This is a genomic window from Rugosimonospora acidiphila, from assembly GCF_039543385.1.
In the GTDB taxonomy this organism is placed as follows: Bacteria; Actinomycetota; Actinomycetes; order Mycobacteriales; family Micromonosporaceae; genus Rugosimonospora; species Rugosimonospora acidiphila.
In genome coordinates this window covers 1-19243 of the sequence record NZ_BAABJQ010000004.1, presented here as the reverse complement: position 1 = coordinate 19243, position 19243 = coordinate 1, and the positions used below count along the sequence as shown (strand labels likewise).

At 70.4% G+C, this 19243-nt stretch carries 22 protein-coding genes, 3 tRNA genes and 1 pseudogene; 17 read left to right on the top strand and 9 right to left on the bottom strand.

Features of this window, described 5'->3' with window-relative positions; genetic code table 11:
* The first annotated feature begins 16 nt into the window (after positions 1 to 16).
* The 5 genes from ABEA87_RS07770 (at position 17) to ABEA87_RS07750 (ending at position 2158) form a co-directional block, all read left to right on the top strand.
* Positions 17 to 430 carry a roadblock/LC7 domain-containing protein gene (locus ABEA87_RS07770; RefSeq protein ID WP_345627422.1) on the top strand — a complete coding sequence of 138 codons (414 nt, stop codon included), beginning with the start codon at positions 17 to 19 and terminating at the stop codon, positions 428 to 430.
* Between the two features lie 119 nt (positions 431 to 549).
* On the top strand, positions 550 to 1512 hold the full coding sequence (locus tag ABEA87_RS07765; protein WP_345627420.1) for a TAXI family TRAP transporter solute-binding subunit: 963 nt from the start codon (positions 550 to 552) through the stop codon (positions 1510 to 1512).
* Positions 1513 to 1902: 390 nt separating this feature from the next.
* Positions 1903 to 1975: transfer RNA gene (locus tag ABEA87_RS07760), tRNA-Gly, on the top strand.
* A gap of 25 nt (positions 1976 to 2000) precedes the next feature.
* Positions 2001 to 2071, top strand: a tRNA-Cys gene (locus tag ABEA87_RS07755).
* Positions 2072 to 2083: 12 nt separating this feature from the next.
* A tRNA-Val gene (locus ABEA87_RS07750) sits at positions 2084 to 2158 on the top strand.
* Between the two features lie 184 nt (positions 2159 to 2342).
* On the opposite strand, the gene ABEA87_RS07745 is transcribed toward ABEA87_RS07750, so the two are convergent.
* Both ABEA87_RS07745 and ABEA87_RS07740 read right to left on the bottom strand, forming a co-directional pair.
* Entirely contained in the window at positions 2343 to 2549 is a 207-nt protein-coding gene (locus ABEA87_RS07745) for a hypothetical protein (protein ID WP_425570794.1), read from the bottom strand.
* Positions 2549 to 2693: pseudogene (locus ABEA87_RS07740) on the bottom strand (DNA-binding protein). Before ABEA87_RS07740 ends, ABEA87_RS07745 begins: the two are co-directional and overlap by 1 nt.
* Before the next feature lie 320 nt (positions 2694 to 3013).
* Here ABEA87_RS07740 and ABEA87_RS07735 point away from each other — a divergent pair.
* Positions 3014 to 3397 carry a hypothetical protein gene (locus ABEA87_RS07735; RefSeq protein WP_345627419.1) on the top strand — a complete coding sequence of 128 codons (384 nt, stop codon included), beginning with the start codon at positions 3014 to 3016 and terminating at the stop codon, positions 3395 to 3397.
* A gap of 299 nt (positions 3398 to 3696) precedes the next feature.
* Complete coding sequence (bla, locus tag ABEA87_RS07730; protein ID WP_345627418.1) at positions 3697 to 4617, top strand: class A beta-lactamase; 921 nt, start codon at positions 3697 to 3699, stop codon at positions 4615 to 4617.
* A 98-nt stretch (positions 4618 to 4715) separates the two neighbouring features.
* On the opposite strand, the gene ABEA87_RS07725 is transcribed toward bla, so the two are convergent.
* From ABEA87_RS07725 to ABEA87_RS07715, 3 genes are all read right to left on the bottom strand, one after another.
* Positions 4716 to 4937 carry a hypothetical protein gene (locus ABEA87_RS07725; protein WP_345627417.1) on the bottom strand — a complete coding sequence of 74 codons (222 nt, stop codon included), beginning with the start codon at positions 4935 to 4937 and terminating at the stop codon, positions 4716 to 4718.
* A 66-nt stretch (positions 4938 to 5003) separates the two neighbouring features.
* The gene (locus ABEA87_RS07720; RefSeq protein ID WP_345627415.1) at positions 5004 to 5666 is read right to left on the bottom strand and encodes a tyrosine-protein phosphatase; all 663 of its coding nucleotides are present in this window, start codon (positions 5664 to 5666) and stop codon (positions 5004 to 5006) included.
* A gap of 68 nt (positions 5667 to 5734) precedes the next feature.
* The gene (locus ABEA87_RS07715; protein ID WP_345627413.1) at positions 5735 to 6328 is read right to left on the bottom strand and encodes a hypothetical protein; all 594 of its coding nucleotides are present in this window, start codon (positions 6326 to 6328) and stop codon (positions 5735 to 5737) included.
* A gap of 29 nt (positions 6329 to 6357) precedes the next feature.
* Here ABEA87_RS07715 and ABEA87_RS07710 point away from each other — a divergent pair, with 29 nt between their 5' ends.
* The 4 genes from ABEA87_RS07710 to ABEA87_RS07695 all read left to right on the top strand — a co-directional run bounded on the left by ABEA87_RS07710 (position 6358) and on the right by ABEA87_RS07695 (position 10170).
* Positions 6358 to 6831, top strand: a complete 474-nt coding sequence (locus ABEA87_RS07710; protein ID WP_345628161.1) for a helix-turn-helix domain-containing protein — start codon at positions 6358 to 6360, stop codon at positions 6829 to 6831.
* Between the two features lie 178 nt (positions 6832 to 7009).
* The gene (locus ABEA87_RS07705; RefSeq protein WP_345627411.1) at positions 7010 to 7594 is read left to right on the top strand and encodes an SUKH-4 family immunity protein; all 585 of its coding nucleotides are present in this window, start codon (positions 7010 to 7012) and stop codon (positions 7592 to 7594) included.
* 452 nt (positions 7595 to 8046) lie between these two features.
* Complete coding sequence (locus tag ABEA87_RS07700; RefSeq protein ID WP_345627410.1) at positions 8047 to 9414, top strand: MFS transporter; 1368 nt, start codon at positions 8047 to 8049, stop codon at positions 9412 to 9414.
* Positions 9415 to 9438: 24 nt separating this feature from the next.
* Positions 9439 to 10170: a TetR/AcrR family transcriptional regulator gene (locus tag ABEA87_RS07695; RefSeq protein WP_345627408.1), complete on the top strand. Its 732-nt coding sequence runs from the start codon at positions 9439 to 9441 to the stop codon at positions 10168 to 10170.
* Here the strand turns inward: ABEA87_RS07695 and ABEA87_RS07690 are convergent.
* The 3 genes from ABEA87_RS07690 to ABEA87_RS07680 all read right to left on the bottom strand — a co-directional run bounded on the left by ABEA87_RS07690 (position 10163) and on the right by ABEA87_RS07680 (position 12853).
* A complete protein-coding gene (locus ABEA87_RS07690) occupies positions 10163 to 11347 on the bottom strand; it encodes an epoxide hydrolase family protein (protein WP_345627406.1) in 1185 nt (394 codons plus the stop codon). The two genes, ABEA87_RS07695 and ABEA87_RS07690, sit on opposite strands and share 8 nt — an antisense overlap.
* 120 nt (positions 11348 to 11467) lie before the next feature.
* A complete protein-coding gene (locus tag ABEA87_RS07685; RefSeq protein ID WP_345627404.1) occupies positions 11468 to 12157 on the bottom strand; it encodes a putative quinol monooxygenase in 690 nt (229 codons plus the stop codon).
* Between the two features lie 75 nt (positions 12158 to 12232).
* Positions 12233 to 12853 carry a TetR/AcrR family transcriptional regulator C-terminal domain-containing protein gene (locus ABEA87_RS07680; RefSeq protein WP_345627402.1) on the bottom strand — a complete coding sequence of 207 codons (621 nt, stop codon included), beginning with the start codon at positions 12851 to 12853 and terminating at the stop codon, positions 12233 to 12235.
* A 267-nt stretch (positions 12854 to 13120) separates the two neighbouring features.
* On the opposite strand from ABEA87_RS07680, the gene ABEA87_RS07675 reads away from it, so the two are divergent.
* On the top strand, positions 13121 to 13894 hold the full coding sequence (locus ABEA87_RS07675) for an SDR family NAD(P)-dependent oxidoreductase (protein ID WP_345627400.1): 774 nt from the start codon (positions 13121 to 13123) through the stop codon (positions 13892 to 13894).
* Here the strand turns inward: ABEA87_RS07675 and ABEA87_RS07670 are convergent.
* The gene (locus ABEA87_RS07670; RefSeq protein ID WP_345627398.1) at positions 13841 to 14758 is read right to left on the bottom strand and encodes a LysR family transcriptional regulator; all 918 of its coding nucleotides are present in this window, start codon (positions 14756 to 14758) and stop codon (positions 13841 to 13843) included. The genes ABEA87_RS07675 and ABEA87_RS07670 overlap by 54 nt on opposite strands.
* A 162-nt stretch (positions 14759 to 14920) precedes the next feature.
* Between ABEA87_RS07670 and ABEA87_RS07665 the strand changes: the two genes are divergently transcribed.
* From ABEA87_RS07665 to ABEA87_RS07645, 5 genes are all read left to right on the top strand, one after another.
* Positions 14921 to 15805: an NAD(P)H-binding protein gene (locus ABEA87_RS07665; RefSeq protein WP_345627397.1), complete on the top strand. Its 885-nt coding sequence runs from the start codon at positions 14921 to 14923 to the stop codon at positions 15803 to 15805.
* A 185-nt stretch (positions 15806 to 15990) separates the two neighbouring features.
* Positions 15991 to 16617, top strand: a complete 627-nt coding sequence (locus ABEA87_RS07660) for a DUF2625 family protein (RefSeq protein ID WP_345627395.1) — start codon at positions 15991 to 15993, stop codon at positions 16615 to 16617.
* A gap of 78 nt (positions 16618 to 16695) precedes the next feature.
* Complete coding sequence (locus ABEA87_RS07655; RefSeq protein ID WP_345627394.1) at positions 16696 to 17241, top strand: 2'-5' RNA ligase family protein; 546 nt, start codon at positions 16696 to 16698, stop codon at positions 17239 to 17241.
* A 168-nt stretch (positions 17242 to 17409) separates the two neighbouring features.
* On the top strand, positions 17410 to 17922 hold the full coding sequence (locus ABEA87_RS07650) for a SigE family RNA polymerase sigma factor (RefSeq protein WP_345627392.1): 513 nt from the start codon (positions 17410 to 17412) through the stop codon (positions 17920 to 17922).
* Between the two features lie 3 nt (positions 17923 to 17925).
* Positions 17926 to 19170, top strand: a complete 1245-nt coding sequence (locus tag ABEA87_RS07645; protein ID WP_345627390.1) for a hypothetical protein — start codon at positions 17926 to 17928, stop codon at positions 19168 to 19170.
* Positions 19171 to 19243 lie beyond the last annotated feature (73 nt).

The following is a 19243-nucleotide window of genomic DNA, read 5'->3' as shown; positions in this document are numbered from 1 at the left end:
CAGCGAAGGACGCATGATGAGCATCTCGACCGAGTCCGTCGAAGGCAACCTGAACTGGTTACTCACGACGTTCGCCCGACGGGTACCGGACATCGCGCATGCGCTCGCGGTGTCGGTCGACGGTCTGACCCTCGCGGCCTCCGAGGGACTGCCCGTGGACCGGGCGGACCAGCTCTCCGCGATCACGAGCGGGCTGGCGAGCCTGACCGTGGGCGCGGCGAAGTGCCTGTCCACCGGTCGGGTACGGCAGACGGTCGTGGACATGGACGACGGCGTGCTGCTGGTCATGGCGGTGGGCGACCGGGCGCACCTGGCCGTACTGGGCAGCGCCGGCTGCGACCTGGGGCAGGTCGGGTACGAGACGGCCCTGCTGGCGCACCGGGTGTCCAGCGCCCTGGAGCCGGGCGCCCGGGTGACGGGCCAGTTGTGAGCCGCTGGCCGGGGATGCGCCGCGGCCCGGCCACGCACGGTGGGCCGGCTCCGGCTGTGGCGGTGGCGCGCGATCCCCACGCTTCCGCGGCGCGGGGGCTGGCTGCGGCGCGGGGACTGGTGCTGAGTCGCCGAGCCCTCCTCGGGCTGCCGGTGCTGGCCCTGGCCGGCTGCGCGGCCGCCACCGACCCGGCCAGCAAGCTGTACCACCAGGGCGAGCTGGCCATCGGCACCGGAAACCCGACGGGAGTGTTCTACGAGGTAGGCGCGGCCTACGCCGACGTGATCAACCGGCACCTGTCCGGGTACGAAGCGGTCGCCGCCCCGACCAACGGCTCGGTGGACAACCTGAACCGGCTGGCCAGCGGAAACGTCGACGTCGGCCTGGTGTTCGCGGACAACGCCGCCGACTCGCTGCACGGGACCGGAACGTTCCAGGGCAAGCCCCAGAAGCTGCGGGCGCTCGCCCGGATCTACAACAACTACGCCCACGTGATCGTGCGCACCGACCGGGGCATCGAGTCGGTCGCCGACATGCGATCCAAGCGCATCTCCACCAGTACGCACTCCTCCGGTACCGAGGTGATGGCCATCCGGATGCTGACTGCGGCCGGCCTGAACCCGACCAAAGAGGTGGACATGTTGCCGATGTCGCTGGGCGAGACGACGACGGCCATGGCGAGCGGCACCATCGACGGCATGTTCTGGTCCGGCGGCCTGCCCACCACCGGCGTGGGCGACCTGTTCCGCCAGGCCGCCGGGAAGGTCCGGTTCCTGCCCGTCGACGGGCTGATTCCGCAGCTGAGCAAGCTGTATGGCGCCGGCATCTACACGAAGGCCACCCTGCCCAAGGCCACGTACGGGCTGTCCGCCGACGTGCCGACGGTCGCGGAACCGAACATGATCGTGGTCGACGCGGGGATGCCGTCGGACCTGGCGTACCGGCTGACCGGCCTGCTGTTCGATTACCAGTCGGAGTTGGCGAGGGTGCATCCGGTCGCCAACGACATCTTGCGGAACACCGCACCGGACACCAACCCGGTGCCGCTGCACCCGGGCGCGGCAAGGTTCTACCGCACCTAGATTTAGGTCCTACCGGCGGGCACGGAGATTGTGATCTCCGTGCCTGTTCGCGTTCCACCGGCCGATTTCGGCCTCTCTGGCGGCCCGGCCGCCGGCCGTCCGCCCGGCGGCCGGGCCCGGAAAACCCGCCCGTCGGCCGGTTCCGGAGGCATCTTGTGAAATTGTCGTACCGGGCGGTACGAACGCGCCGGCGTGCTCGGCGTACGGGCTCCCGCCTGCGTGGATTCGCGCGCTCGGGGAGACGATCGTCGATCAGGATATTGATGATCCTGGGTGACATTCCGGTCCAGGCCGGCCTCGGCGACGCGCCAAGGCCGATCCGGTTTGTCAGACGGTGGCGTGCTGGGCTAAAGTTCTCATCCGTCGCCGGGAAACAGCCGGAGACGAAGTGCGGACGTAGCGCAGTTGGTAGCGCATCACCTTGCCAAGGTGAGGGTCGCGGGTTCGAGTCCCGTCGTCCGCTCGGGGCCGCCAGAGGCAACCACCTCGGTGGAGTGGCCGAGAGGCGAGGCAACGGCCTGCAAAGCCGTGTACACGGGTTCAAATCCCGTCTCCACCTCAGCAGGACCACGGGCGATTAGCTCAGCGGGAGAGCGCTTCCCTGACACGGAAGAGGTCACTGGTTCAATCCCAGTATCGCCCACCAGCTCAGAGGGCATATCCAATCGATGGATATGCCCTCTTTTCGTGCGCTGAGTGACTAATTGAATGACCAAGCCTCCGTGGATGGCTACCCGGCGCTGAAGATCCGATCCATCGCCACGGCGCCGTTCAGGAGTACCGGCCGACGTTGCGCTTGACCTTGTCCCGCGCCATCGCCCCGGCGCGGTTCAGGCACTCGTGAAGCCGTCGTACGTGCTCGTGCTGAAGATCTTCGGTTTGTCGGCCGACCAACGGTCGACATCGGAAGCGCTCGGCTCACGCAATCTGCGGCCGCCGAGATCAGCAATGATGTGGCCGTTGCAGAGGAATTCATATTCCGTGACCGTGTCCCAGTACAGGCCGCCCTCGCCGCGTCCGGGTCGCTGCTGTGCCATCAGGCGGCCCTCCCCGCGGTCTCGGCCTCCAGGAGCGCGACGTAGTCGGCGATGGCGGCGGCGGGGATGAGTCGGACGCGGCCCTGGTGGACGGAGCGGAGGCGGCCGGCGCGCGGCTGTTTCGTAGATGACGGTGCGGGTCATGCTCAGCAGGACCGTCGCTTCGGAGACGCGGTAGAGCGCCTTGAGTGGCACAGTGGCGGCCCTTCGGGCGTTCGAGGGGTTGGGCTCTGCGTACGGATCGGTTGCCGGTAGCGGGGCGTACAGCGGCCCGTTGAGAGCCGCGTTGAACCAGGAACTGTGAGGGGCCGGTGTGATGGCTGCCGCCGGATGCTCTCCGGCGCCTCGGTCACTGAGCCTGACCCTCCACCGCGGACGGTGCGACGAGCGTTTGACTGACACCGGTCGGCCGTGAAGGGCGGGAAGGGTTGGGGCGCCCGTAGGTGACCTGTCAAGATCGCGTGGTGAGCCAACGCGACTGGGAAAATCTGACGCACATTGAGCGGTGCTTCTTCATCAACGCGATAGAGCACGACATCTTGCCGGGCGTATTCGGGGACCTTGAGGAGTTTGAGCGGCGCCTCCCGCTCGACGATCTCGCCGGGATACTGCTGCCGCTGATCGATCGCGGCTGGATCGAAGCACGCCGGTACGCCCGGTGGATCACTGAGGATGGCCTCGAAGGGCTCATTCCCGGAGACGTCGTCCCCAGAGCGGAACTTCCGCAGGTGCTCGCCGATCCGGCCAACTGGGAGTACCCAGACGACCAGAGCTGGATCGGAACGCTGACCCTCGTCTGCACTGAGGCCGGATTGGCGATCAGCCGGCGTTCCCCGGAGCAAAGATAACGGGGACGGGTCGAACAGGTCAGAGCGGAGGGCTGTCCTCGCCGGACGGGCAGACCACCAGGATGATCGGTTTCCGGTGGCGGGTCCGGGGTGGGGATGGCTCCGGAGCCATCCCGGGCTGCGCCGCAAACGTGGTCATCGCGACTCGTTGACGTCGATGGCAGCCCAGGCGCCCGCTACCGGGCGGCTCCGGCATCCATGCCGATTCGGCATGGAACCGAGCTTGTGCGTCTTTGACCGCATCGGTACCACCGGCGAGTGTGGTCATCTCAGACCAACCACGAGAGGAAGGCCCGACCATGCGCAACCAACTCCGCCGGCTCGCGATCCTCGCGGCACTCACCACTGTCGCCGTTGCCGCCCTGACCGCCTGTGGCACGAGCGCCGATGTCTCAACCGCTACCGCCCCCGCGGCGTCCGCGACCCCGGCACTGGTGCATGCCGATCAGACATTCCAAGCTCTGGAGAGCGAGTACGGTGCCCGACTCGGCGTCTGGGCGCTCGACACCGGGAGCAACCGTACCGTCGCCTGGCGGGCCGACGAGCGGTTCGCCTACGCGTCCACCTTTAAGGCGCTCGCCGCCGGGGTGGTGCTACGGCAGGACTCGACCGCCCAGCTGGCCCAGGTGATCCACTACACCAACGCCGACCTGGTCGACTACTCTCCCATCACAGAGCAGCATGTCGAGGACGGGATGACGGTCAGCGCCATCTGCGACGCCGCGATCCGCTACAGCGACAACACCGCGGGCAATCTCCTGTTTCGCGAGCTCGGAGGACCGAACGCGCTGGGCGCCGACCTGAAGAAAATCGGCGACGACACCATTCACGTCGATCGCGTCGAGCCCGACCTCAACGACGCCGTACCGGGCGATGTCCGCGATACCAGCACGCCACGGGCCATGGGTACCGACCTGAAGGAGCTCGCCGTCGGGAACGTCCTGCCCAGCGACAAGCGCACGCTGCTCGACGGGTGGCTGAAGGGCGACACCGTCGGCGGAACCCTCATCCGGGCGGGGGTTCCGGCCGGCTGGACGGTCGGCGACAAGTCCGGTGCCGGAGAATACGGCACCCGCAACGACATCGCCGTCGTGTGGCCCCCGAACCGGGCACCGATCGTACTCGCGATCATGTCCACACGTACGACCCGGGACGCCACGTACGACGACGCCCTCATCGCTAACGCCGCCAAGGCAGTGATGGGCGCGCTGGCGAGCTGAGCAACGCTCAGCGGACCTGCTGAATACGCTCGACCGCGCTGCGACGTACCGGCAAGGTCAGGGGCAGATCGACCGTCGTGTACCAGGGGCGGGCGGCCTCAGGGAAGCAGGTTGGCGGCCGCGCGAGCCAACTCCAGTTGGACGCTGGCCGTCCCCAGGTTGGAGTTGGCCACTACGTCGCCGGGGCCGGCCGCCCTCGCCGCGTCCGGTGCGTCGCGCAGCATCCTGCGCTGGGAAGCCACTCCGGTGTCAGTCGACTTGCTGCCCGCGTCCACGATCGGCTGAAGGTCGTCATCGGCACCCGACCCCGACCGGGCCAATGTCCGGTCGTGCCGATACCAGTGTGGCGGGCTAACGTCGCCGAGCCCGTTGCCGCGGCGATCGGGTCAGCCGCGCAGCCTGGTCCGGAGGGCGGACAGTTGTCCAGGAGACAGGCCGTGCGCAAGAAGATAGCCCTCGGCGCCGCCCCAACGATCGTCGATGAGGGCGAGCATGGACAGGATCGCCGCTGGCTCGCACTCGCCCGGAGAGTCCCAGCACACCGACGAATACGCGTAGTCCTCGGCGATGACGTCATCGGTCACGCCCGCAACGCGCAGCAGCAGGGCGACGAGCATGCCGGTACGGTCCTGACCGGCCTGGCAGTGCACGAGAACCGCTCCGGATGGGGCGTCGGCGACGGCCGCCACAGCGGTCACGACACGGCGGGCGTCGCCTGCGATGCGGCAGCGGTACAACTCGTCGATCCCGGCCAGATCCGACAGCTCGTCGGCGGGGTCGTCGTCGGGATCGGTGAACGGGATCAGGCGGTACATCGGATCGTCCGCGAGTACGTTCGGCCGCATCCGCGCCTCGTCGGCGCTACGCAGGTCGATGATGCGGGTGATCCCGTATGCGCGCAACGCGACGATCCCATCCGTGGTGAGCGCGTGTGGCGAGTCCGCGCGCACCACCGCGCCGTGGCGCACCCGGCCACAGTCCACGGTAGACAGTCCACCCAGATCGCGGGCGTTACGCAGGCCCGGCCACGCCAACGCGGTGATTGTCACCCAGCAAGCGTAGAACGGTCGAACCGCGCCGGTCGATGCGTCAGGGCCGTCCGGGTCGTGCGCCGAGGTCAGGCCGGCCGCACAGCGAAGGCGATTTCCAGGTACGGCAGGACGTCGCGGGGTAGCGCCGCCGTGAGTACGGTGTGCGCGTCAAGAGCTACAGCCAGCCCGTAGACGTGTGGGTCCGTGTCGATCCGAAAGCCGTTGCGGGTGGTCCCGTCGACCATGACCGGGACCTGCGACTCAACGCACCGCTGATGCACCGCACCGCTGAGCGCGTACGGCGGGTCGTCGCCGCCGACCCGCGAGTGCCGGAACCGGTTGGCCAGGACGTGGTTCACGTGTGCGACCAGCAGTGTCTGGGCGGCGTCGGACGCGCCCGGCTCACGGCTCCACTGGGTCCGGACGCATTCCCAGAGCGTTGGGTAACGCATTCGCCGGACCTGCTCGACGAGCCATGGCGGACGGGGCCATGGAGGCTCCATCTCCGGTGCGCGGCGTTCCTGCTCGTCCAACGCCGCTAGATTCGCCGGGTCGTCGGGCTCGTCGGGGTTGCGCCACAGCGTATAGCTAATGCTCGCCTCGCACGAGTCCAGGATCCCGTTGCGAGTTCCCGAGCCCACGCCGATCGCACCCCAGTCCTCCAGATGGGGCTGCGGCAAGAGACCGATGATCGGCATTGGCAGACGCCGTGCCTCTTCACTCCACCGCAGGCGCGGGTCGGGCTCGTCTTCGCCGACGACGCCCCCGAACCTCACGCCACCATTCTGCCCACGCCCGTCTCCGCGTCAACCCGGCATCGCGTGAGCATCGTGAGGCGTCGTCGGCCATCGGCCGCGGCGCGGTTCGTGTCGGAGGAAGCTCAACGCCACCCAGCTCAGCAGGCTCACTCCCCGCTACGGGCTGCCGCAGTGCATTCGCCGAACGTTACCGGGCGATCGTCGGACTGCCGCCGCTGGACTATCTCGCGAGATGGCGCGTGCACTCCGCCAGCCGCATTCTGCGGGCCACCGACCGCACGGTGGGGTCGCTGGCCACCGAGTTCGGCTCCAGCTCCGAGAGCGCCTTCAGCCGCACCCTCAAGCGGGTGACCGGCCAGTCGCCGACGGAATATCGCAAGTCCCGGGCCATCAGCACCTCGGCGCAGTTCCCCGCCGCGACGTAGCGGCCAGGCGACGTAGCGGCCAGGCGACGTAGCGGCCAGGCGACGGGGCGCCCGATCGTGCTGGACGCGCGCTCGACTACGGTGGGACGGCTGGCACCAGGGGTCGGGGCATTGCTGGCCCCGCGGCGCCGTGGCGCGCACCGGAACCACCAAACTCAGCGATCCACCAGGAGATCTCGTGCTCTTCTCCCTGACGCGGGCCGACCTTTCTGCCGTCGTCCCGGCCGACGAGGTGGTTCGGGTCGATCCAGCGGCTGCCGCGCAGGTGATCGGCGATCCCGACGCTGTCGGGTTCCTCAGCGAGGTCGGGGTGCCGTGGTGCGGCGGCGCGTTCCAACTGTCCGCCTCGCTCGCCGCGGCGTCGACGCCTGGCCGGTTGGTGATTGAAGAGGGCGGCCTGCCGATGGTGATCGACACGCCCTTCGGCGAGCTGGGCTCGCTGGGTGCACTCCAATATGCCCTGGTGTATGTGCGCCGCGCCGACGGCGTGGTGTTCGCGACGTCGGAGAGCGCGGACGAGGAGTACGAGCGGCTCAACTCGGACGTCTCCTCGTTGGCGAAACTGCTGCTGCTGGTCGAGTCGAAGTCGCCCGACCCCGGGCTCTACGCCGCGGAGGCCCTACCGCTGTACGTGCGTGCCGCCGAGGAGATCGAGGCGGAGATGCGGGCCGTCGACCCCGCGCCCTTCGCCGACCCGGACGGCTTCTGGACCGGATTCATCGAGACCTTCGGCAGCGGCATGTACCCCCGCCAGCCCCGGTAGCGTCGCCCGGGAGGCGACCACGCGGCCGTCCGCCGGGGGATCGTCCAGGAGCCCGTCGAGCGGCCACGGCGCCGCACCCGATCCGAGCCGCAAGATCAGCCGGCTGGTGACGTACCCCTCCGCGGCGTTGGCCACCCGGACAAGCCCGCTGCGCGTGGGCCTCGCCGCGCACGATCCGGCATCCACGGCGCCGGTCACCGAGGCGTGCCGCCGCAGGGGATCGCGCCGCCTCCTCCCCGCGTCGGCCACCTGTCCGTGCGGCGAGCCGCCGAGTTTCGCCATGCCTGGCCTCGTCGCGGGCGGTGCGGAGGTGTGGAGCGGGCGCATACCGGGAGGCCTCCGTGCCGGTGACCGGGGTCACCCCGGAAATACTAGTCAGTCGACGGCTTGTTACTAGACAAGTGCTAAATTTCCCGAGTCATAGGCGACCCCCTGACAGAACGGAGCCCGTCATGAGCCTGACCTGTGTCGACCACAACTCGACGATCACCGACGGTGCCGACCAGACCTGCGCCGCGACCGCCGCGCCCGAATCCAGCGGACCGGCCACGGCCGCGACGATCCCTCCGTCAACGCCGGACGCTCCAACGCCGGACGCTCCGCTAACGCCGGACGCTCCGCTAACGCCGGACGCTCCGCTAACGCCGGACGCTCCGCTAACGCCGGACGGCGGGCCGTCGCTGCGGACCTGGCTGGCGGTGTTCTCGCTGGCGCTGGGCGCGGCGATGATCGTGACGAGCGAGTTCATCCCGGTCGGCTTCCTCCCGAACGTCGCGACCGGCCTGCACGTGTCCCTCGGGACCGCCGGATTGATGGTGCTGGTACCGGGCCTGAGCGCGGCGGTGGCGGCGCCGCTGGTCATCGTCGGCGCGGGGCGCCTCGACCGTCGCCGCATGATCGTGGTGCTGGGCCTGCTGGTGGCGGTGTCCAACCTGCTCGCGTCGGTGGCGCCGACCTTCTCGGTCGTGCTGCTGGCGCGGGTGTTCCTGGGCATCGCGATCGGTGGGTTCTGGGGTGTCGTACCCCCGCTCGGCTTCCGGCTGGCCGGCGCCCGAGCCGGCACCCGCGCGACCTCGGTCATTCTCGCCGGCCTGTCCGCGGGCACGGTCGTCGGGCTCCCCGCCGGGCAACTGCTCGGGAATCTGATCGGCTGGCGAGCGACCTTCGCCGGTGCCGCGGGCGCGGCGATCCTGATCGTCGCGGCGCAACGCGTGCTCCTGCCGAGGATTCCGTCCAGCGGAGGCATGCGCTTCACCCATCTGGCCACGGTCTTCCGGGTGCCGATCGCCCGGACCGCGTTGATCGCCGGTGCGGTGGTCACCGTCGGGCAGTTCTCCGCCTCCACCTTCATCACCCCGTTCCTGTTGCAGAAGGCCAACCTGGCCTCCGATCTGGCGACCGTGGTACTGCTCGGCTACGGGCTCGCCGGTATCGCCGGGACGCTGCTCGGCAGCGGGCTCGTGGCGCGCAGCCGGATCTGGACCTTCGTCGGGGCGGCCGTCGCGTTCGGGGCCGTGCTGGTGTTGCTCCCCGCCCTGCGCGACGCACCGGTCGTCGTCGGCGTCCTGTTCGTGGTCTGGGGACTGATCTGGGGACTGGTACCGCTCGCCCTGCAGACCCAGATGCTGACGGCGACTCCCGACGCGCCGGAGGCATCGGCCGCCGTGCTGATGAGTGTGCTGCAGTTGGCGATCGCCGTCGGCTCGGCTCTCGGAGGCGTGCTCGTCGACTCCGCGGGCCTGAGCCTGGTGTTCATCGCCGGTGGGATAATCGCGGTCGTCGCCGGGCTTTTCGGCTCTGCCGCCCGACACGGCATCTGATCGCACCTGGAAAGGCGGACAGTGATGCAACCGACCCGACAGCCGGGCCGGCCGGAGGGTGGCTCCAGCGGGCAGCGACGCCGAGGGCCGGGCCGGCCGCCGGCCACCGGCGACGCCGTGTCGGCGCAGCGCATCCTCGACGCGGCGCTGCACGCGTTCGCGACCCAGGGGTACGACGGCGTCTCGGTCCGCACGCTCAACCGCGAGATCGGCGTCAGCCACAGCCTGATCAACCAGCGCTTCGGGTCGAAGGAGGGGCTGTGGCGGGCGGCCGTCGATTACGGTTTTGGTGAGATCACCCGCGAGTTGGCCGGCGTGTTCGATCCGACGCTCACCGATCCGCTGGAGCAGCTGCGCCTGTGGATCCGCCGCTTCCTGCAACTGTCCGCGCGACACCCGGAACTCGTCGGCCTGATGAACATCGAGGGTCGGCAGGACACGCCACGGCTGGCGTACCTCTACGACACCTACGTGCAGCCCGCGATGGCACCCGCGTCGGTACTGCTCGAACATCTCGCGGACGCCGGGCGCATCCGGCGCGTCCCGCTGCGCACCTTCCACTTCCTCGTCGTCCACGGCGGCGCGGCCTCGCACACGCTGACCGCGCTGGCCGAACACTTCGACCCGACCCCGCCGTTGGCCCCACAAGAGGTCGAGGAGCATGCCAGGCTGGTCGCGGACCTGCTCGTCGATGGGCTACGGCTCGACTCGCCGTCAACCGCAACGGAAACGGGCGGCGAGGGCTCGGTCACCTGAACAGGCGGGCGAACTTCCGGATCTCCTCGACGAAGATCTCGGGCTGTTCGAACGCGGCGAAGTGGCCGCCGGCGGGGACCTGGTCGTTGAAGTAGACGAGGTCGTGGAACGCGCGCTGCGCCCAGATCCGCGGGACGCGGACGATCTCGCGAGGAAACACGCTGACCCCCACGGGCAGATCCAACTCGACCGTGGTGGTGTTCGCGACCGCGTACTCCCAGTAGATCCGGGCGGAGGAGGCCGCGGTGTTGGTGAGCCAGTAGAGCGTGATGTCGTCCAGCACCTCGTCGCGGGTCAGGACCTGCTCCGGGTCGTGGTCGGTGTCCGTCCACTCGCCGAACTTCTCGTAGATCCAGGCGGCCTGCCCAACGGGGGAGTCGGCCAGCCCGTACCCGAGGGTCTGCGGGCGCGTCGACTGCTGCTTCGCGTACCCCGAGCCGGTGTCCAGGGAACGCATCTGCGCCAGGGCGGCCTGCTCCTCGGCGGTCGGTTGTCCGGCGAGCGGCGGGGCGCCGATCGGGAATTCGGGGAGGGTGAAGTGCACGCCGGCGAGGCCGGCCGGCCGCAGCTTTCCGAGCTGGGTGGTCACGATGCCGCCCCAGTCGCCGCCCTGGGCGAGGTAGCGCTCGTAGCCGAGCCGGGTCATCAACGCGTCCCAGGCCCCGGCGACGCGGGACGGATGCCAGCCAGTGGCGGTGGGTTTGTCGGAGAGCGCGAACCCGGGCAGGGAGGGGATGACAACGTGGAACGCGTCCTCGGCGCCGCCGCCGTGGGCCTGCGGATCGGTCATCGGGCCGACGCACTTCAGGAACTCGACCACCGAACTGGGCCAGCCGTGGGTGAGCAGGATAGGCACGGCGTCGGCGTGCGCGGATCGGATGTGCAGGAAGTGAATGCCGAGCCCGTCGATCAGCGTACGGAACTGGCCGAGGTCGTTGAGTTGCCGTTCCAGGCGTCGCCAGTCGTAGTGCCGGCGCCAGTACTCCACCAGGTCCCGTAACCGGTCCAGGGGCACCCCCTGGGACCAGCCGGTGCCCGTCTCCCGTTCCGGCAGCCGGGCGGCGTCGAGCCGGCGGCGCAGATCGTCGAGCAGGTGCTCCGGTACGCGCAACGTCAGGGGTGTGACGGCCGGCGTCGCGGGCGGGACGGACAGGCGTTCCAGGTCGGTCGCCGCCACCAGCGTTCGCGTAGTGCCGCCCGCGTCGTGGCGGCCGGATGCCGGTGGGTGCGATGAGTCGCGGCGCGACACGGGACACTCCCTGCCATCGGGACAGCGGTGCTGTCGATCGGTACCGACTCAGCCGGGAAGGCGGATGGGGCCGGGCTGGCTCACCATCGTCATGCTCAAACCGGTCCACGGCACCGCCAGCAGCGGATCGACCTGGCGCCGTACGATCTCGTAGAAGCCCGGCCGGTTCAGGTGCTCGTCGAGCGCGGACCCGCTCGTCCAGGTCTCCCGGTAGAACAGCACGGTCGGGTCGTCGGACGCCTGGTACAGGTCGTATTCCAGGCAACCCGGTTCGGCGCGGGTCGAGTCCACGGCACCGAGGAGCGCGTCGCGCACCGGGTCGAGTTGCCCCGGCCGGATGGTGAAGAACGGGAAGAACGTGAGCTGGTCCGACCCGGGTACCGGGCGGGGCCGGTCCTTTTGCCCGTTGGGGCGGGAGAGCATCCGGGCGTTGGTGCGGGTGGGCGGCGCCGCCAGATCCGCCTCGGCGTGCGCGGCGACGAAATTCCGCACGTGCGCGCTGGTCAGGTGGGCGTCGGCCGCCGCCCGGTCGGCCCAGTTGGCCAGCACGTAGAACGCCCAGGGCCGGTCGTCGACCTGGTACAGGTCGTAGTCGAGGCTGCCGTCCTCGGCGCGCGCACCGTCGACCACCCGCAGCAGCCCCTCGCAGACCTGTGCCGCCCGGCCGGCTCTGGCGATGAACTGCGCCAGTACCCCGACCAGATCGGGCACCGGTGACGGCGACGGCGTGTCGGACATGGCGGTCCTCCCGGCCTTACGCTTTCTGACCACGCTGCTACCCGGGCAGGCAACCGAGTAACTCCGGGAAGCCGCTCAGTCTGTCGCGGGTCGGGCGGACAGCCGCGCCCGGAGGGAGTCGAGGATCAGGTCGAGGCCGAACTCGAAGCGCTGGTCGAAGTCCGCGGGGCCGACGTGCGCCAGCGTCGCTCCCAGCGCCGGGTACCGGTCGGCCGGCACCTGCGCCGCGGTGATGATGGCGGGCGAGTCCCGCGCGACCTGCTGCTCCTGGGTGATGCCGAGGGTGAGATAGAAGATCGTCCAGTGCGCCCAGGAGGCGGTACGGCCGCCGAAACCGGCCTCGACAAGGGTCGACACGACCGCTTCGGCGTAGCGCAGCGAGTGCGGGTCCGGACCACACGCGATGGTGATCATTCTGGCCCCGTCGCGGCGGGAGAGTAGGGCGTCGCGCAGCCGGTGGCTCAGTGTCCGGATCCGCTCGTCCCATGCCTCCGGCAACGGCTCGTCGGCGCAGTGCGCGAGCAGCTCATCGGAGGCCAGCTCCAGCAGGCGCCCCTTGCTCGCGGCGTGCCAGCGTACGGTGTTGTGCCGCACCCCGAGCCGGTCGGCGACGGCACGCATGGTGAGTCCGTCCAGCCCTCGTTCGTCCAGGATCCGCAACGCGGCCGAAACGACGTCGGCCCGGGTCGTGCCCACCGCCATCCTCCTCGGCATGTCTGGCGCTCGTGTCCGGCAGAACTGTACTGGCGCGCGGCTCTGGCGCCCCGGTGCGGCGGTTCCGTCGGTCGAGTACTCTTGTCCACCGGACAAGAGTTGTCCAGTGGACAACGCCTTGAGCAGGAAGAATAGCGCGCCGGGCGCCGATTCGCCCGTGGTCGACAAAGCGGACACCCGATGGGTCCGCCGTCGCCGGTCCGGTGACCGGTCGGGTCGTCCACGGCATGCCGATGAGAGGGAAGTTTGATGAGCGAGACTGCGCCGGCTGCCGGTCGGCTGAGCGGCAAGGTGGCCTTTCTGGCCGGTGCCACCGGAGGCATCGGCCGCACGATCGCCGAGGTGTTCGCCCAGGAGGGTGCCCGGGTCGTGGTGGGCGGCCGGCGTCGCGCCGAGGGGCAGGAGGTCGTCGAGGCGATCGGCGCGCGGGGTGGTGAGGCGATCTACGTGAGCCTCGACGTCACGAGCGAGGAGTCGGTCTCCAACGCGGTCCGGGCAGCCGTGGATACCTTCGGCTCACTCGACGTCCTGGTGAACAACGCCGGTGGATCGACGGCGGCCGACGGTCGGGTCACCACCGCCTCGATCGAGGAGTTCTGGAACAAGATAAACGTGGAGCTGTTCGGGACCTTCCTGTGTAATCGGGTCGCGATCCCGGAGCTCATCGCCAGCGGTGGCGGCTCGGTCATCAACATGGCGTCCCTGGCGGGCCTGGGCCTGGTGACCGACCGGGATGCTTACAGCAGCGCCAAGGGGGCGGTCCTCACCCTGACCCAGTCGACGGCGCGGGAATTCGCGGCCGACCGCGTCCGCGTCAACGCGATCGCACCCGCCGGCGTGCGGACCGAGCGGATCGTGAAGCTCCTGGAGGCGTCGAGCGTGGCGCGGGCCACGATGGCGCGGCAGGTGATGGGCATGATCGAGCCCGTCGAGATCGCCTACGCCGCCGTCTTCCTCGCCTCCGACGAGTCACGGAGCCTGACGGGTCAGATCCTCACCATTCACGGCGGGTACTTCGGATGAGGTCGCCGCGATGAGGGTGGCGGTGCGGACGAAGGCTCCGACGGCAAGCGAGCGGGAGTGTCGCGGCCAGGCCAGCGCGAGTTCCAGCGGAGGAAGGTCGCTGACCGGCCGGTAGGCGATGCCGGGGCGTGGATGGCTCCGCACGATGGTCACGGGCGGGAACCAGACGAAGGTACCCAGCTCGATGTGGCTGAGCAGCTGCGCCAGGTCCAGGCGTCGAGGCGGCGAACCGACGCTGGCGGGGCGGACCAACTGCCCGTCCCGCTCGGCGGGGGTTCCGTCGGGCAGGGTCCAACCGGCCAGATCGGCCAGGCACAGGGACGTGCGGGCGGCGAGCGGATCGGCCGCGGGCAGCGCGACCATCCGGGGTTCGGTCACCAGCGGTTCGACGTCCAGGCCCCGGGTGTCGAACGGGTGCGGCAGCAGCGCGACGTCGGCGTTCCCCTCGCGCAGGGCCCGAAGCTGGTCTCCGGGCCCGCCCATCACGAGGTCCACCGGAAGGGCGGCCGGGTCGTCGCGGTACGCGGCGAGGATCTGGGGCAGCAGGCCGCCGTCGTAGTCGGCCTTCAGCGCCACGCGCAGCATCGGCTCTCGCCGCCCGGCGTTGCGGGCGCGCTGGGCGGCGGCGGTGATCGCGTCGAGGGCGATCCGGGCGTCGTCGAGCAGGACCTGCCCCGCCGGGGTGAGGGTGACCTGGCGCGTGGTGCGCTCCAGCAGCCGCACGCCCAGGTCGTGCTCCAGGTGCCGGATCGCCCGGGACAGCGGTGGCTGCGCCATGCCCAGCCGCTGCGCGGCGCGCCCGAAGTGCAGTTCCTCGGCGACGGCGACGAAGTAGCGGAGCTGGCGTACCTCCGGATCATTCATACCGGCAGGGTATCAGTGCGGCCCGGATCGGTCCTTCAGGTACGCGGCCGGCGGGCATTTACTGAACAGCGTCATCGCCGACGGGCGACCGGTTCCCACCGGGTCCGCCTCGGCTCGGGCATTCGCGCCCGCTGTCTCTCTCATGTGTGTTCAGGAGTTGTCATGATCGTCGTCACTACGCCCACCGGAAACATCGGCGGGCAGGTCCTCGAGCGCCTCGTGGTGCGGGACGTTCCCGTCCGGGTGGTGGTGCGGGACGCCTCGCGCCTTCCCGCGTCGGTGCGCGCCCGCGTCGAGGTCGTCGAGGGCTCGCACGGAGACCTGACGGTGGCCACCAAGGCATTCGATGGCGCGGACGCGGTTTTCTGGCTGCCGCCGCCGAATCCGCGAGCGGCGAGCCTGGAGTCAGCGTTCGTCGACTTCACCCGGCCGGCGGCCGAGGCACTGCGGACCCAGGGCGTCCGCCGGGTGGTCGGAGTCTCGGCGCTCGGCCGCGGTACGCCGATGGCCGGCCGCGCCGGACACGTGACGGCGTCCCTGGCCATGGACGATCTGATCGCCGGTACGGGCGTGAGCTACCGGGCGCTGACGATGCCGTCGTTCATGGACAACCTGCTGCGCCAGGTGGAGCGGATCAAGAACGAGGGCGTCTTCGCCGACCTCGTCGCCGGCGACCACAAGGCCCCCGCCTGTGCCACCCGCGACATCGCGGCGGTCGCCGTGGAGCTGCTGCTCGACGGCTCCTGGAGCGGCGTGGATGAGGTGCCCGTGCTCGGCCCCGAGGACCTCTCCTGCGACGACCTGGCGAGGATCATGTCCGAGGTGCTGGACCGCCCGATCCGCTACCAGCGGGTACCGGGCGGTGCCTTCAAGGATGCGATGCTGCGGTTCGGAATGTCCGAAGCCATGGCGCAGGGCCTGGTCGACATGGGGCAGGCCAAGGACGCCGGCCTCGACAACGCGGTCACCCGCACCGAGCGGACCGGCACGCCCACCAGCTTCCGTCAGTGGTGCCAGGAGACGCTCAGGCCCGCCGTGACCGCCTGACGCCGTGACCGCCTGACGCCGTGGCCACCGGCCGGCGTGACCGCCTGACGCCGTGACCGCCGGACACGGCGAGGGCCGGCCGGCGTAGCTTCCGTGGTCGCTGGCAGCGCCCCATGGTCGGGCGCTGCCGCCGGTCATGATCCAATGAGCCGGTCAGGGTAAGGCGCTCGGGAGGTGTACGGGGGATGGAAGAGTCGGCGTGGACCGAGGTGGCCGCCGCGGTGAGCGCGGCCCCGTACCCGGTCGAGGTGTTGCCGGCCGACCCCGCCCGCGCCCAGGAATGCCTGGCGACGCTGGGCATGACCACCCGGTCGTGGCTCGGCGCCGTGGTCTCCAACGTCGGAGCGCTCGTGGTCGACCACGGCTGGCTGCGGGTGCTCGGCTGCGGGCACGACGGACTGCCGGGCGTGGACGCCGCGGCGGACGCGCAGGCGCAGCGACTCATCGTCGCGTACGACGTGATGGGCGGCCAGTTCGCCTGGATGCAGGCCCAGCCCGGCGCGCCGGCGACCGTGCACTACTTCGGACCGGACAGCCTTGGCTGGGAGGACCTCAAGGAGGGGTACGCCGGCTGGCTGGCGGCCATGCTCGGCGGGGCGCTCACCGACTTCTACCGCACCCTGCGGTGGGCGGGCTGGGAGGCCGAGGTCGGCGGGCTCACCCCGGACCAGGGGATCAGCGCGTGGCCCCCGCCGTTCAGCCGCGAGGGCAAGGACGTCTCCGCGGCGTCCCGCAAGGCGGTCCCGCTCGCCGAGGTGGTCTCCTTCTACCAGGACACGGCCGACCAGTTGGGATCGCCGGAACAGTCCTGACCGCGACCCGCCGGGCGCCGCCCGGCCGGCGGTTCCAGGCGGCGTCGGGCGCGCCCGGCCAACCACTACGGTGAGATGGTGGTCGCCGCCATCGAGCTGTACCTGGACACCGACGCGACGCGGCGGATCCGGGCGCTGTGGCATGCCCTGGAGGCGGAAGGCATCCCCACGCTGGCCTCGCTGCTCAACGAGCGGCACCGCCCGCACCTGTCCCTCGCCGCGGCGCACCGGCTCGCGCCCGACGCGGTCGCGGAGGCGCTGCGCGACCTCGACGTGGGGCGCGGGTTGGCGCTGGAGCTGGACTTCGTCGGCCAGTTCGTCGGGCGGGTGCTGTGGCTGGGGGCCACCGTCACCGAGGAGTTGCTGGCGCATCACCGTGCGGTACACGAACGGTTGACCGCCGCGGGCGTCGAGGTCTGGGACCACTACCGGCCGGGCCGGTGGGTACCTCACTGCACGGTGTCGATGCGGGTACCCAATCCGTTGATGGGGCACGCGATCCGGCGGTGCCTGGAGATCCTGCCGGTGCGGGCGACGGTGACCGGAGCGGCCGTCACCGACCACGCCAACGACATAGCCCACCCGCTGGGGCATGGCCGACCCGCTGACGACGTCTCCCGCTGAGCGGCGTCTCCCGCTGGCCGGCGTCTCCCGCGCAGCGGTGCCGCCCGTTGGCGGGCGTCTCCCGGTAAGCGGCGTCTGCGCGATCCGGCGCGAAGAATTCCGTGCCGGACGCAACCCGCCGCGGCCCGGCGCCCGTTCAAGTCTCGACACCCGGCAAAGGAGCGATGGATGCAGGCGAGGGCGAAGCAGGAGTACGTCGACTACGTGACCGCCCGGCTACCTTCGCTACGCAAGCTGGCCTTCCTGCTGTGCGGGGACGAGCACCGCGCCGACGACCTGGTCCAGCAGACCATCACCAAGCTGTACGTGCGATGGCAGCGGACCAGCGCGATGGAGCACCTGGACCAGTACGTGCGGACCATGCTCGTGCGCACGTTCGTGGACGAGAAGCGCCGGCCGTGGTCGCGGGTCGGTCTGGTGGCGGAGGTGCCGGACGCGCCGATGCCCGGGGACGACCGCGTGGAGAACTGGATGGTGCTGCGCAAGGCGCTGGCCCGCACGCCCCGACGTCAGCAGGCGGTACTCGTGCTCAGGTTCCTCTACGACCAGTCGGTCGAGGACGTCGCGCGGGCCCTCAACTGCTCCGAGGGGACGGTGAAGAGTCAGACCTCACGCGGGCTGGCCACGCTGCGCCGGATGTTGGACGGGAATGAGCTGATCGCGGCACAGAGGAGAAGATAACCCATGGAATCTGACGAGGAGTACGGCGTCTCGCTGCTGCGCCCGCTCGACCGGGAGCCGGCCGGACCACCCGCCATCGACGTGGCGCGGGCCATCGCGGCCGGGCGCAGGCGCCGTTTTGCGCTGGGGCTGGCCGGATCGGCGGCCGCCGTGGTAGCGGTCGGGCTGGTGGTCGGCGGCAGCGCGCTGGTGGTGCGGCACGACCACACGCCGGCGCCGCTCGCCGGCGCGCCGGCCCGAGCCGGTTCGTCCGGCCCGAGCACGCCGGCCGCCGCGCCCGCACCGAACTCGTGCACCATCGCGCGGCTGCCGATGCCGGCGGGGCAGGGCACCGAGAGCGTCGCGACCGGCGGCGACCCGTCCGGGCGGTACGTCTTCGGCCGGTCGTACCCGACCGGAGACGACAACCACCCGCTGATCATCTGGGACAACGGGCAGCCGCACACGGTGGCGATGAGCGGCACCGACCAGAACTTCACCGACATGAACTCGGCCGGCGAGGCGATCGGTAACAGCTTCGGCTCCAGCGGCGAGATGTCCTGGGCCTACCAGAACGGCAGGCTCACCCGCCTGGCCGGCTCGAACTCCGAGGTTCTCGGCATCAACGAGCGGGGCGTCATCGTCGGGTCGGTCGACGAGAAGCCGGCGATGTGGAGCTCCGCCTCGGCCCAGCCGACCATGCTGGTGGTGCCGGCGGGCGGAACCGGTTCGGCCACTGGAATCGACGAAGACGGCACCATCGTCGGGAGGGTGCAGGGTGCGCCCGGTACTCCCGCCCTCGGGTACGAGTGGTCGGCCGACGGTACCGGCAAGGAACTGCCCGCACCCACTGTGAACGGCAAGCCGGTCAACGGGTACTTCGCCTCGGCGATCCGGGACGGCTGGGTGATCGGCATGGGCGACCTGAGCGGCGCACCGGCGGCAGGAGGAAACAACTCGGGGGCTAAAGCCCCGGCCTACGGCGACCTGATCCGGTGGAACCTGACCACCGGCAAGATCGACGTCACGAAGCCCCAGGGGCTGGCCGTGTCGGTCAACGCGCAGGGGTGGATCGCCGGTGACACGGACAAGGGCAAGCACGCCGGGCTGCTGGCCGACGGCAAGGAACTCGCCCTGCCCAACCTGGCCGGCGCCCCGGACCAGATCGCCAACATCGCGTACGTGATCAGCGACGACGGCAGCACGCTGGCCGGCCAGGCCGTGGCACCCAACGGCGAGCAGGAAGCCGCCGTCTGGCACTGCCACTGACCCTCGACCCCACCGGATTCCCGGACAGGTCCCCCCAACCGGGAACGGGCGCCCGCCGCGCCGCGCTGGTGAC